The sequence below is a fragment of the Klebsiella grimontii genome (assembly GCF_900200035.1).
GTDB lineage: Bacteria > Pseudomonadota > Gammaproteobacteria > Enterobacterales > Enterobacteriaceae > Klebsiella > Klebsiella grimontii.
In genome coordinates this window covers 20,258-33,527 of record NZ_FZTC01000002.1, presented here as the reverse complement: position 1 = coordinate 33,527, position 13,270 = coordinate 20,258, and the positions used below count along the sequence as shown (strand labels likewise).

Sequence of the window (13,270 nt, the reverse complement as noted above, 5' to 3'; positions counted from 1 at the left end):
AACTGAAATAATCTTTCAGGACCCATTTTATGTTGATGTCTCTAAGGTATCTTTCACCGCAACGAAGGGGTTTTTTAAAAGTCGACAAATCAATTATTTTGCACTTTGTTATAATTTCCTTATTGATACATTTATTTTTTTCCAGGTTCACTCTGGGCCACGGCCTTCTCTATGGCTGCATCCCTGCAGAATATTACATGGTGGACAACCACGATAAGCAATATGAAATAGGGGATATGATTAACTTTACAATGGACAGAGACGCGAGATTCATTAAGGCTGGTGATAAAGTAATAAAAATTGTCGCCGGTAAGGGGGGGGACAAAATCCAGATTACCGATACATACGTTAAAAACGGAGATCGTGTATTCCCGGTGGATGGAAGTCGCATTGTCAAAAAATACCAAATTGCACCAGAGATTCTGAACCGTGAAGTGACGGTTCCCGCCGGACATATATTTGTTGTAGGACAAACCGACTACTCATGGGATTCCCGTTTTTGGGGAACAGTACCAGAAACGACAATCACAGGAAAAGCATATGCCATCTTCTGAATGCCTCAAAAAGTTACTTTTTTGCTGTCTGCTAACAACTCCTCTTACACATGCTAGTGACTCAGCTGAACCAGCTGGAACTCAAAGTATGGAGTCGATCGTCGGCACGCCTCGTTACAATCCAAGCTCTGTATCTGACAGCGTCCGGGCTGTAATTGAACATACAGGTAAGCTACGAGAAGCGAACACCATGAGTGAAGTAGCTAAGGACATTAAGGAAAACCAACCCACTGAAGTGTTTTCAGAGGATGCTGAAAAGATAAATCAGACAAAAAACGAAACGATGAGAACGCAGTCATCAAGCATAGAAAAAATGTTCGGGAAGTCGGGAATTACAGCACAGGACTTTGAACGGAAACTGGATAACAATAAAAATGAAGAACTATCAACTGATAATGGTTTGACGATATTTGCATCATTCAGCATGCCAGATTATGTTTTGACTGACCTGATTAAAACGGCATCAGAAAATAATGCACGCGTTGTGTTTCGGGGACTTAAGGATGGTGTTGAAAACCTAATTCAGATGCAGATAGTGTTGCGTAATTATATAGCGAATGCCAAAATAAAAAATGAACCTTTAGTCACTCTCGACCCGGAAAGTTTTACGCAGTATAGCGTTAAAGAAGTACCAACTATGGTTTACAAAAAAGATGATAAGACCTATAAGATCAGCGGGTCGATTAACATCAAGTACTTCATGAAACAGATAGAAGAAAACCCTGAAAAAACATCCTTCCCGGTGACTGCCCAAACATTCCCTGTAAAAGAGAAGAGCATAATACAGGAACTGGAGGAGCGCAGTAATAAATATGACTGGGAAGCAGCCAAGAAGAATGCATTAAAATCGACATGGCAAAATCAATGGATGGCCTCCCTTCCTGTATCAGACGAAAATAAAATCTGGTATATCGACCCAACTATTCAGGTAAATGAAGATATTAAAGATAATCAAGGAAATCTTCTGGCAGCTGCCGGTCAAAGAGGTAACCCTCTAGCACAATTACCTCAGAAACTTACCATGATCATCTTCGACCCAATGAATTCAGAGCAGTTAACCTGGGCGAAGATACAGTTTATGCACCGTTTTGGAGAAGGAAAGGTCATGCCTGTCTTTACGCGAATCAAACGTGAAGATGGCTGGAAACATTTGGAAGAGCTCCGTGGACAGTTTTATGGACAAATGTACAAAATCAACCCCGAAATCATTAACCGTTTTCTAATCAAAGCCACTCCATCAATTATTTCCGTTGAAAACACATATTTCAAAGTCCAGCAATTTGCCCAAGCTGATGTGCGCGAGTACACCCGAATTAATCAGCAATCAGAAAAAGAGGTGGCGCAATGATTAAAAAGTTACTTTTACCTGCGTTCACAGCAATTATGCTAAGCCTGGCGCTGCCTGGTATGGCAATAGGTGCTGAAAACGGTAGTGGAATTTGTCAATCAGCTGGCGTATGGAAAGGGTTGATCAAAAATATTTGCTGGAGCTGTATTTTCCCTATGAGAATTATGGGAGTAGGTAAAGCACCAGAAGGAGCCGCCCCTTCAGAACCTGTTTGTTTCTGTACTGACCAGAACGGGGTTCCTGAGGTTGGCTGGCAGCTTTCGTTCTTTCAACCAGTAAAAATGGTTGAAGTAGTTCAGTCCCCGTGGTGTTCACCAGTTCTCGAAGGTGTAAGCCTGCAGGCATCGAGTTTTGATATGGGCAAAGGCGCTACCAATAAACCGAAAGGTGGTAACGAAGCGGGGTTTTATGATGTTCATTTATGGGAATTCCCGATACTGGTCATGCTAAAGCTTCTCATCATGGGGGATTGTACGGCCGAGCCATACATTGATCCGTCTCTGACATATATAAGTGAGGTAGACCCTCTTTGGGAAAATGACCTTCTTACGCTCGTTCTGAATCCAGAGGCTGTAGTGTTTGCAAACCCTATTGCTTCTATGTGGTGTGCAGCAGACTGCGTCAAAGTGACTGCAGGGGCAGATAACTTGAGTGCACACTTTTGCGCCGGATGCGATGGCAATCTATATCCGTTAACGGGCCACGTATTTGCGAACGACGATTCAGTCAGAGTTTCATCTTTGCTGACACAACGAATGATAACAAAGCTTCACAGACAAGGAATGCTGATGCAAACGATGGGTAAGGATGCGATGTGTGAGCGAGGATTTAGTTACTTCATGCCAAGATCGCAATATCGTTTGTCGATGTTATACCCCGTTCCGGAAGCAGAAGGGCCTGAGTGTTGCCATCGATTAGGTGATTCAGTCCATGACTGGTCCACTAGAAAAGGCGGGCGTAAACGAATAGGTGTTAATAACTACGTATATATGCTGTGGAGATATAATGACTGTTGCGTTAGATATATCCCTTGATAACGGTAAAACATATGAAAAAAATTATTTCTTTGATTTTATCCGTATCCATAATAACTAACACACTGAGTTGGGCATATTATGTCACCCTGATAAACATGGTATTGACCCCAAGGGTTTATGCCGCAAACGAAATATATGAGAGTCTTGAAAATACCTTTGACCTAAGTAACCCCGCTGCAAACAGAACCGCAACGGTTACGACAGATGATATTCTGGAAAAATATAAGAGTAGTGAAGGTGGTTCATACACTGAGAAACTGAATTCATACGACAACACTGGCTCTTCAAGTGTTGATATGAGTAAGTACAGTGGTAAGCAGTTTTCTAATGAGGATGTATTAAACTTTGCAAAAACAGACGGAGCTGATATAGCAGGAACAGTTTCACTTCCAAAGATGAGTGGGAATAACATAACAATTAATGGAACTGAAAATGGAGGAAAGTTACTTTCCCGGAATGAAGATGGAAGTATATCAATTAAACCTAACCCTAATGCTGGTGGCAGAATAACGGGCACCAATACGGCTGAAATGTACAGTTCAGAGCAAAATAATGCTGATGTTCAGTTTAATGCAGATGACAGTTATGGGGATGAGAAGGGGTTTGTAGAGGATATTAAAAACAGGAAAAGTCAGCTTTTTACAGCAAACAGCTATGACGGCCAGGCCTACCGGTCGCTGGTGTCTGCTACCAAGTCGAATCCTATACCTAATATTTCACCAAATGACCCTATGTTCACGAGTGGAAGAAGCGAGATTGCCAATGCAGCAGCCGGAACAGGGCAGTGGCTACAGAATTGCTCAACGCAGACAACTACTTCAACAATTGACAAACACACTCCAGATTATAAGGAGTATTACTGTAATGCACCTAAAAAGGATAATTACAGCAGTTGTACGATAACTCGTGAATTTAGTGTTCCTGTATACATTTCAGGAGGAAATGGCGACCTAAGCGTATGTGGTGACAATTGTATAAGAGTCTGGTTCGGACGACATGGTGATGACTATTTTGATGAGGGCGTGCATGAAAATAGTATGTCACTTCATTTTCACCAGGATGCTGTCATTAAATCTGCCAAAATAGTTTCTGCAGAATGGGATGATCACATGCAGGTCAAAATAGATAACACCCAAATTTTCGCACATATAGATGGTGAATATCGTGATCCGGGTTATGGTTCGCCAAGAAATGGTCTTGAGAGAAAAACATCAAATAAACTACAAGAGCCTATTGATGTTACTGAACAAGTCAAAAAATCAGTATACGATGAGTCAGACAATGAAGTTGAAATGTCATCCACTGTATGGGTAGGTGGTAAAGGCGAAGGGTATTTTGAAGTAGAATTGATATTTGAAAATATTAAACTTGAAGACAAACACATACAAGAACCAGCAGGGTGCTATGAAGCTGTAAAAAAAACAGACTCATTTTGTCGCTTTGATAGATTTAACGATTTGGATGTTGGAACAAAACGACTACCACAGTCTATTCTGCAATATGCGTCACCTCTTTATGACGGAGACACAAATAATATAACCTGGAAAACAAACCTAGAAGGTTATTTCTGTGACCCACTAGGAAAAGAAAAATTATGTCAGTATGACGCATCAGGTAATATCTTGAAAGATGCTGATGGGAATGATGCCTGTTACAACTACGATGATATAAAGACCATGCCAGATGCATGCTCCAAATACTCCACAAACTCGTCGTGTTCGATGTCAAAACAATCGTGTGCAGAAGGATGGTTCGATGAAGGCACGAATCAATGCTATATGTATGAACAAAAATGGACTTGCGATGAAGGCACAACAAGAACCGTTACTATTACTAATGAGTCTAATACTTGCATAGGTATGATCCCATGTTCTGGTGGTACGTGTAATACTGGTGCAAATGAGGAAAATAAAGATTTTGGAAAAGTTGTTGCCTACACAAGCATGGTCCAGAATATGCAGGGTGACGCAATGTGCAGCGACCCAAATGATTCAAACTCCTGCATTGTTTTTTCTGGTGAGAAGCAATGGTGCGGTCGCTCTGTAGGTTTTGTTAATGGACTCGCAAAAACTGACTGCTGCGAAGCTCCTGAAGGAGCAGCTGGTAAGCTTGAAGCCATTATCCTGGCAGGTACCATGTTGAGAAATACAAACTGGAGTAAAATCTCAGCTAAGTTGACGACCTGGACTGGAGGCGAATCCGGTACCTGGGCCTCTATGACTAATTCAGTAGGGCAATGGACGTCCGGAGTATCGTCAAGTGTGGGTCAAATGTGGCAACGAGTGACCGAACCCCTGACGTCAGTGTATGAGTCAGTTACAGGCAACGTTTCTAAACTGATTGGATCTACCACAGTAGAGGGGGGTGGTTCCGCAGCCGCAACTGAGCTTACCAAAGACGGGTTACAGACTGGAGGACTCGCTGCAATTAAACAGCAGTTAATGAATAAAGCTTACGACATGTTACCAGATCAAATCAGAGATTTTGTTTTCAAAAATGCAGCTGAAACAGGCGGGCAGGCTGTATTTTCATCAGCTGTCACCAACTTCATGTTGGCATTGAATGTTATTGGTTGGATTTATACAGCATATCAAATAACAAAAATGCTTCTAGAAATGCTGCTGGCATGCGATCAGAAGGAAATGGAAGCATCAATACACAAGAATCAAGGAGCATGTTTTGTAATTGATACCGAACGTTGTGTTAAATATCTGAACGTCGGATTTACAAAAAAATGTATCAAAAAAGCTACAGATATGTGTTGTTACAACTCGTTATTATCGAGGGTTATAATGCAGCAAGCTTACCCTCAATTAGGTATTAATCCCGTAGAAAGTGGTTGTGTAGGGTTATCAATATCACAGGTTCAGCAACTAGACTGGGATAAAATAGACATGACTGAATATATTGAATCTGCCGTTGTAGCAGGGGAGGTCCCAGATGAATATGCAACATTTACTGAAAGTACTGTTGCTAATATGGGGCCTTATAAGAATGACAATGCACAGTTACCATCAGAACGAGCATTAGAGTCGATGGGTGGTGAGTACAACATGACTAAAGCGAGAGATGAAAATTCGCAGGCATTAAAACCCGAAAATGTAGATTGTTCATATTTACCAAGACCTGCGATCTGTGAAGTAGGATCAGTTTACACTGACCCTATAACCGGAGCTGTATTAAATTAATAAAGAAAGCCGGGGGAACCCGGTTTTCTTTATCACTGAAAAGGTAATACTTGGCTTTGTGATGTTATATTTTAATCTACTCGTTTTTTTAGAGGGAAACCTTTTTTACCAGCAGCACCTTTAATGAAATAGTATTCTTTTCCATTGATCGTGACGCTCGCAAAACCTGGAGACGTACGAGAATCTTGTGGCATCAACCGAAAACCAGGAAAAGAAGATGTATCAAAGACTAGGTCTTTGGGAACAAACCCCATATAGCGAATTATTGAATAATTACCCTTAGGCAGGTTTAATGCTGGAAGTTCATCTCCTGTAGCAGGACGTATAGCTTGGAATGTCAGAAATTCCTTGCCACTACCACCTGCACCTTTTACAACAGAAGGTGTATCACAAGTATCCCAATTATTTATGACTGATTTATTTATGATACATTGAGAGAGCGCGATTTTCTGATTTTCATAAGTAGAATTATTATATTTGGGAGTATCTTTGAGAGCTTCTATAATGATTGATGCCCCAGACTTAACTAGTGTTATATCATCGATCGGAAGTTTGTGAGGATTTTCGACAAAAACAACAAACTGAGGTACCTGAAGATACTCAGCATCAGCTTCAGAATAAAAAGAAGCAGTAAACATCCCAATACCAGCTTTGAGTCCGCCGGTGATAGCTCCTGTCGCCGTATTCAAAAGCATTTTAGAGGCAAGCCCTTCATCGACACCTCCAGAAGCATTCTCAGCTTCTTCGACGTTTACCTGAACCCCAGCCAACGAATACGCGTTTACTGCCATGGATTTTTGAGAATCAGCATGCCAATAAACACCATGTTCTTTTGTAAACATACGGTTATCTGGACTCGTTGGTTGAGAGGCGCAACCGGCCAGAAAAGTGCAGGTGAGGATAGCTATTAATGTTTTTTTCATTGAAATGTCCCAGTGGTTGTTTTCATCATTATTCCATAGAATCTTGCTCGTGCAAGATACTATTTTTTGGCTGGACTACAGAGCAACCAAAATCAAAAACGCTCGTTAAAGTTGAAAAAATCAAGCATAAAAAATATCTAACTTTTTGAGTTTCTCTCCTCTTATTAGGTAAAAATAAATTTCTTCTATGTGAAAATCTATAGATTGGCATCAGGGGAGTAGAAAAGATGAGAAGACATAGTAAGAGACTCAGTGTCGTTAAATGTTTGTATGACGCGAAAAATGTGAACCCTCTACTAAGTGGCATAAGTGTTTTACACAATGCCTCAAAACCTACTATGAGTAACCACAAAAAAGTAACTTTCCGAGAAAAGTTACTTTTCTCAGTCGTTATACCAGGAGTCGTTTCAATGCAACTGTCGCACTCAACAACTGACATCGTTCTCGCCAAGGATTCCATGTATCTTAAGGCTGTCAGTTTCCCTCGATACAGTGGCGGGGAGGTTAAATGAGCAACTTCACTATCTATACTATTGGTGAGACCGATTTCGTCTATACAGCTTTTAATGGGATCGCACTGATTTTTTCCAGCCACGGCTCAAATGAATGGATCAAATTTGCGGCTTATGCTGCCGCTATTGGACTCTTCTATAAATCGATGAAGTGGGTACTAGCACCGAATAAAACAGATGTCCCAATATTCTCATGGATAATGGGGCTGTTGTTCTATTCAATTGCCGTCATTAAAGCCGATGTCACGCTGGAGTCGGTGAAAACAGGCGAGGTCAGAAATATCGATGATGTCCCGCTGTTTATTGCTGCCTCGGGAGAGCTCACTACCGGGTTATTACATGGACTTATTACAGACTGGCGGGCAGCGTTTGACCCGCTCACCCCGGTAGGACAGGTCAGTGATACGCTGGATGACAGCCTGACACTGGGTCCCATGACCAAAATGGTCAAATATATGGAGTGGGGCGGGGAGTCGAGCGGGTTCTGTCAGGCATTCCCGAATACGATGAGCGGAAGTGAAAAACCCGTGACATTCGATGTGTGCAGAATCATTCAGTCTATTGCCCGAGACTGTATAAAAACGACCCAGGATTCAGAGGTTCAGACAGCACTCAGAGGTGTTGCGTTGAATGAAATCTATGCCACTGACCTTGGATCAGTAATAAATGTTATGGACTCAATGACGGCTAACAGCCTGAAGACGGCCAGCGTCCCCATGGTGACATCTACCGGACTGCAGTATGCGTCGTGTACGGATGCATGGGCGGCGGTAAAAGCTGCATTCGCCTCGCCTCAAGGCGCTTCAATTATGAGAAATCTTGGGCAGATGAATCAGTTTATTGCGCCGCAACAAGAGGATAACGGCCAACAAACTGACTTTATCGGCGGTGCGGCCACCACGCTTTTTGGAAGCGCTGGTCAGGCTCACAATATCACAACAGCTGCATTCGTTCTGAATCAGGTCGACAAAGGCGTTCTCCAGTACAGGAAGGCGCTAGGTATAGCGGCAGACTATCAGCTCTTCGAAGCGAGCATGAAAAGAACGAATGCAATGGTTAGTCAAGGGCAGCTCTGGCTCAACATTTCAGGCGCTGCAATATCGTTCCTGGAAATGTTCAGCTACATGGTCGCCCCTTTTGCCCTGATTGCGATCCTGTTTTTAGGGGGGGAAGGTATCGCTTCAGCCGCTAAGTATCTGCAGCTAATTGTATTCGTTAACATGTGGCCGATAACGGCAGTCATGGTAAACGCATACGTGAAGATGGTACTGAATCAACAGTTTGATACATGGACGTCGCTGGGAGCACAGACAACGATGAACTGGGCAAATATGGGGAGCATTCAGGAGACGTACGGCAGCTACCTGTCTGTGGCCTCAGCTCTGTATTGCATGGTACCGATGCTGACTCTGTTCCTGTTGACCACCAGCATTCACCCGATGATGGGGGCGTTGAAAAATGTCACACCAGATGCCCCAAGCAATACCGGCCACGTCACACCAGAGGTTTGGTCAGCGGGGAGTGCGGGTAAACAGTCCTTTGGTGACCAGACACACACAGCAGCCACTTCAACCGGTGGTGGCATGTCGTCAGGAGGGCTTCTCAATTCACCAACCAGGATGATGCCTACCCTTGGCCTCGGGTCAGCTCTTCAAGATACTGTATCTGCAGCAGGTCAGAACAGCATAGGGACTACAAGGCAATCAACCAGGACCGCCTCTCAAATTGTAAATGAAGCCTGGTCCAACTCCTCTCAGGGCAGTCGGACCCAGACTGGTTCGAGCACAACACAGGGAGGAATGAAATTAATGCAGGATATAGGGGCAGCCATCAGTAGTGGCGTAGGCTCTGAAGCAGGCTTATCCACGGATGCCAAGCAGACAAAAGGGTTCGCGGCAGCTTTTGGTGGTGCTGTAGACTTTGCTCTTGGTTTGGCTAAAGGCGGAGGAGGTGGAAATGGGGGAGGGAAAAATGCCCCTCAGGATGCAGGGCAAGCTATAGAAATGGGGGGCGGTTTGAGGGGGTATATACAAACTCGAATTAATAACGATTCCTCTTTAACCGATAGCCAAAAAAAGGCATTTACCGACAGTCTCAATAACGTATTGAAAGATGGAAGTTCGTTTGCCAAAGATATCGCTAAATTTGAATCAAACAGCATCCAAAACGGATTCACTGATTCAGACAGTTATCAAAAAGTAGCACAGCAGATGCAACAACATGCCCAGTCCATCAGTAATTCCGAAACTAATGGATTTAGTAAAACTGGAGGCCAGGCTTCCCAACTTTCCATGAGTAACAGCCTCAACATTGACGGAGGAGTGCTGTCAGACACGATGAGCAAACCGGCCACTGAAAAATCTGTCGGAGATTTCTGGTCGTCACTTGGCGGGAACCGCGAAGCTGCTGTTGCAGAATGGAAATCCATGAAAGATACGTTGAACGGTAGCAATACACTGGGAGACACGAAAAATGGTAATGATGCATTTGTTAAACAGATGTTTAACAAAGCAGATGAGTTAACCAGGATGGGCTCCGGTGAAACGGTAGCGCAGAATCTGGGAGACATTCAACAAACATCGAAAATGTTTAAAAATGCGATCAGTATGATGGGTGCTAACGCCGGGATCCTTGCGCCAGCAGCGGAAAAACTGGATCAGTTCGTTGGTCTCGGTAGCGGTGGCAATTATGCCAGCCATCAGGAACAAACACAGAAAGCCCCTGATACTTCTGCTGTACCTGGCACAGGCGACATTTCTGGCAACTTCAATAGCCAGCGTGGTCAGGTTACAGGTGGACTGGGCGAACGCCGGGAAGCAGCGAAAACACAGCCTGGAACAACCATCGGGGGAATGTCAGCACAATCCCTCAAAGAAGATGATGCTAAACAGTTTGTCGCTAATCGGTCTGGTGAGAATGAGGGCAGGATCCTTTCTACGAGTCAGAGAGAAGCTCTTCAAAATGTCCGGGAGAAATTACCAGAGAGCAACCAAAAAGAAACACTGGGAAAAGCTCTGCAGGCAGCTGATAAAGACTCCCTGCCGGTAAAAATCGCCGGTGGCGTTCAGTCTGCAATACTGGGTGATGCAGAGTCAGTAGATTACGATGCAGCAACACAGCAAACCATGAGTAATATGCAATCAAGAGAACCACCAAAAAATGCTGAATCATTCCGTCCATCTGGAGATAAAACAGCGGATGCTAAAGAAACGTTAACCCAGGCGGCATTACACAGCGAAAATGCCCGACATCAGACTGGTGAGGCCAGGGAAAAAAGCCTCGCCCAGAGTGAAGCTTACCGCAATTCATATAACAATGTAACCGGTGGTAATCTGACAACATCGGATGTTTCTCGTGTTGCTCGATTAGGCGCAGACGGAAAAAACAATGGATTTGAAAATGGGCTATCAGATGTCGTTAAATCCGTTGTCAGTGGCTCGGGAACGACAGGTGCGCGTCCGGCCACCGGTACAGCTGATTATCATTTGGGTGAAGGCATACGCGATAACAATGGGCATGCGCCAGGAATAATGAACAAAATAGGAGCGGCGGCTGAGAAGGCGGTCGATAATTCCCCACTTGCGCAGCGAATCTTTACAGGTGCAGGTTCGGATCGTCATGTTGCTAATTCCATGGAAATTAGTGGTGGGTCTTCTCAAGGAACACTCATCGGCAATATGACTAATAACATTCAACTGGAACAGACAATTGCTGGTGCACAAAATACCCCAGGCATTACGGAAGATAAATTCACCAGAATGTCCGATCAAAGTCAACAGATGATGAGCAATGTGCAACACCGTTTATCTGAAGATCCTAGATATGGGCCAGAAGCAGCAGCAGATTATCCCCGGTTTGTAGGTAATCTGTCTGGAAATCTAAGCGAAAGAGAGTCGTCTGACAAGGCTAAAGAATTCCTTGATAAACATCGGAAATCCTAACCAAAAAGGCCAGCTAATGCTGGCCTTTTTATTTTAGTTATCGTCAGAAGAACTATGTGAGTCTATTTCTTTGACGTAGTAAAAATGTTCGAGAGAACGCGGATCAGATATATCCCACTCTCGTACCTTTAAAAAATTCTCATTTATTTTGCGACCACTGCCACTAAATTTCGAAGTGTGGTTCACAGAGCTATCTTTGACTTTTTGACTCCGAAATAGCGGGTACTTACGCCCAACCGTGATGAAGCGGTAGACGAGAATTGCCAGACAGAAAAAATAAAACAGATACTTGTAGTCGGCAAGGTAATCAGCAACAAAATCAGCATTCATGGTTGCATCCTCAATTCGTCATCATTGAATAGATTATAAACTATTTGAGCGCTGCACCAACCCCCTAATTTGAGCTGATGTCCAGTTGGGAAAGTTACTTTTTGCTGAAAAAGCCTTAAGCGATAACCCCCGCATACGGGGGACAATCATCTGGGTGATATCCAGCAAGCATCTCAAATGCGATAACCCCCGCGACCGGGGGACAAACGCCTACCCACCTGTTTTACTGAATGCATTGCTCCGATAACCCCCGCGACCGGGGGACATACTTTCGGTACAAGTTGATTGACCACCGACTTGTTGATTATAGGCGATCGACTCGCCGAACCAAGCCTCTAATTTGTACTGAGGGGCAAAGTGAAAAAAGTTACTTTTTGCTGAAACGACAGTTATCAATAACCCCGCTTGTGGGAAGGATATCAAGTTCAGTACACGGCCTGGATGTTAATTTCAGCGCCGCATGCTTGCGCGTATTTGCTCAGTGTCTTCATGCTGGCCCCCAAAGGGTTCCCCTCGAGGCGGCTAATAGCAGATGGAGTGATCCCCATCCGTTCCGCTAGGGCAGATTTGCTTAACCCAGCCTTTTCTCGCATGTCGTACAGCATTTCGACCAGTGCCAGCTCTTTATCTGCTTCCTGGTAAGCCCGGATTGCCTCCGGGGTGTTGAGCAGACTTTCTTTGACCTGGTTAAATGGGATGCCTTCTACTTTCATTTTTTTACCGCATAGAAGTGACTGACACACCAACGCTTTTATTTAATTGATGTAATGCCAGCTCAATAGTTTCCACTTTGGACGAGTGCTCGACATCGAGCAGCCTGTCGATTTGAGTTCCATTTTTCCCAAGCTTACGGGCCAGCTCTGCTTTGCGTGTTCCTGTCTCGATCATTGCATTGTGTAATGCCGCCTTCATTGCAGGCAAGACGGGTAGCGAGACCACATATTCATTTTCCAGAGGCTTGCTTCCAACAGGAACGGGGCGTCGCTCTTCTATCTCAATAGCTACAGCTGCCACCAGACCGAAGCTGGCTTCAAGCAGCGCCTCTTCTACAGTATCGCCCACAGAATTAAACAGGGGCAGATCTCGGCATGATACGATATACGCGCCGGTGCTTTCGTCGCGTTCCAGTTTTACCGGATAGTTAAACATAGAGAAGCTCCAATAGGGCGTTTTTGCTGAAAAAGGCTGGGGCTTAAAGCCCGAGGTCCTTCAATATTTTCTTACGTAGCGGTTCGGGCATTTCCTTTGAACCGTGATCTGGAAATACAGACCGCTTCCCGTTCAAGCTAACTTTTTGGTGGCTACCGCCTCCAGGTGCCTTCTTGAACTCTGCCCCCTGCTGGATTAGCCAGCGTCTGAACACTGAATATTTCACAAGTTTCCTTATGCAATTTATCCTTCATGGGCAGGAAGAATAATAACACACCAGAGATAAAA

General features: G+C 44.1%; 10 protein-coding genes. 5 read left to right on the top strand and 5 right to left on the bottom strand.

What is annotated here, in order from left to right; translation table 11 throughout:
* Positions 1 to 29: 29 nt before the first annotated feature.
* Genes lepB through traN form a run of 4 tightly spaced genes read left to right on the top strand, consistent with a single transcriptional unit; the run spans position 30 to position 6,127 of the window.
* Positions 30 to 554: a signal peptidase I gene (lepB, locus tag KOSB73_RS00710; protein ID WP_065954409.1), complete on the top strand. Its 525-nt coding sequence runs from the start codon at positions 30 to 32 to the stop codon at positions 552 to 554.
* Positions 541 to 1,902 carry a TrbC family F-type conjugative pilus assembly protein gene (locus KOSB73_RS00705; protein ID WP_065954410.1) on the top strand — a complete coding sequence of 454 codons (1,362 nt, stop codon included), beginning with the start codon at positions 541 to 543 and terminating at the stop codon, positions 1,900 to 1,902. The genes lepB and KOSB73_RS00705 overlap by 14 nt, the downstream gene beginning before the upstream one ends.
* A complete protein-coding gene (gene trhU, locus KOSB73_RS00700; protein WP_009652382.1) occupies positions 1,899 to 2,936 on the top strand; it encodes an IncHI-type conjugal transfer protein TrhU in 1,038 nt (345 codons plus the stop codon). The genes KOSB73_RS00705 and trhU overlap by 4 nt, the downstream gene beginning before the upstream one ends.
* 14 nt (positions 2,937 to 2,950) lie before the next feature.
* The gene (traN, locus tag KOSB73_RS00695; protein WP_065954411.1) at positions 2,951 to 6,127 is read left to right on the top strand and encodes a conjugal transfer protein TraN; all 3,177 of its coding nucleotides are present in this window, start codon (positions 2,951 to 2,953) and stop codon (positions 6,125 to 6,127) included.
* Between the two features lie 71 nt (positions 6,128 to 6,198).
* Here the strand turns inward: traN and KOSB73_RS00690 are convergent, their stop codons facing one another.
* Positions 6,199 to 7,050 (bottom strand): hypothetical protein, encoded by an 852-nt coding sequence (locus KOSB73_RS00690; protein ID WP_065954412.1) that lies wholly within the window; start codon positions 7,048 to 7,050, stop codon positions 6,199 to 6,201.
* A 508-nt stretch (positions 7,051 to 7,558) separates the two neighbouring features.
* Between KOSB73_RS00690 and KOSB73_RS00685 the strand changes: the two genes are divergently transcribed.
* On the top strand, positions 7,559 to 11,503 hold the full coding sequence (locus tag KOSB73_RS00685) for a conjugal transfer protein TraG N-terminal domain-containing protein (RefSeq protein ID WP_098140158.1): 3,945 nt from the start codon (positions 7,559 to 7,561) through the stop codon (positions 11,501 to 11,503).
* Positions 11,504 to 11,536: 33 nt separating this feature from the next.
* On the opposite strand, the gene KOSB73_RS00680 is transcribed toward KOSB73_RS00685, so the two are convergent.
* From KOSB73_RS00680 to KOSB73_RS00665, 4 genes are all read right to left on the bottom strand, one after another.
* The gene (locus KOSB73_RS00680) at positions 11,537 to 11,833 is read right to left on the bottom strand and encodes a hypothetical protein (RefSeq protein WP_065954414.1); all 297 of its coding nucleotides are present in this window, start codon (positions 11,831 to 11,833) and stop codon (positions 11,537 to 11,539) included.
* A gap of 425 nt (positions 11,834 to 12,258) precedes the next feature.
* Complete coding sequence (locus KOSB73_RS00675) at positions 12,259 to 12,546, bottom strand: helix-turn-helix domain-containing protein (protein WP_044349311.1); 288 nt, start codon at positions 12,544 to 12,546, stop codon at positions 12,259 to 12,261.
* Positions 12,547 to 12,550: 4 nt separating this feature from the next.
* Positions 12,551 to 12,982, bottom strand: a complete 432-nt coding sequence (locus KOSB73_RS00670; RefSeq protein WP_044349313.1) for a type II toxin-antitoxin system HicB family antitoxin — start codon at positions 12,980 to 12,982, stop codon at positions 12,551 to 12,553.
* Positions 12,983 to 13,025: 43 nt separating this feature from the next.
* On the bottom strand, positions 13,026 to 13,196 hold the full coding sequence (locus KOSB73_RS00665) for a type II toxin-antitoxin system HicA family toxin (protein ID WP_375339640.1): 171 nt from the start codon (positions 13,194 to 13,196) through the stop codon (positions 13,026 to 13,028).
* Positions 13,197 to 13,270: the final 74 nt, after the last annotated feature.

Excerpts from the sequence above, each read along its gene's own strand:
- lepB (WP_065954409.1), top strand. The coding sequence starts at position 30 with ATGTTGATGTCTCTAAGGTATCTTTCACCGCAACGAAGGGGTTTTTTA.
- KOSB73_RS00705 (WP_065954410.1), top strand. The coding sequence starts at position 541 with ATGCCATCTTCTGAATGCCTCAAAAAGTTACTTTTTTGCTGTCTGCTA.
- trhU (WP_009652382.1), top strand. The coding sequence starts at position 1,899 with ATGATTAAAAAGTTACTTTTACCTGCGTTCACAGCAATTATGCTAAGC.
- traN (WP_065954411.1), top strand. The coding sequence starts at position 2,951 with ATGAAAAAAATTATTTCTTTGATTTTATCCGTATCCATAATAACTAAC.
- KOSB73_RS00690 (WP_065954412.1), bottom strand. The coding sequence starts at position 7,050 with ATGAAAAAAACATTAATAGCTATCCTCACCTGCACTTTTCTGGCCGGT.
- KOSB73_RS00685 (WP_098140158.1), top strand. The coding sequence starts at position 7,559 with ATGAGCAACTTCACTATCTATACTATTGGTGAGACCGATTTCGTCTAT.
- KOSB73_RS00680 (WP_065954414.1), bottom strand. The coding sequence starts at position 11,833 with ATGAATGCTGATTTTGTTGCTGATTACCTTGCCGACTACAAGTATCTG.
- KOSB73_RS00675 (WP_044349311.1), bottom strand. The coding sequence starts at position 12,546 with ATGAAAGTAGAAGGCATCCCATTTAACCAGGTCAAAGAAAGTCTGCTC.
- KOSB73_RS00670 (WP_044349313.1), bottom strand. The coding sequence starts at position 12,982 with ATGTTTAACTATCCGGTAAAACTGGAACGCGACGAAAGCACCGGCGCG.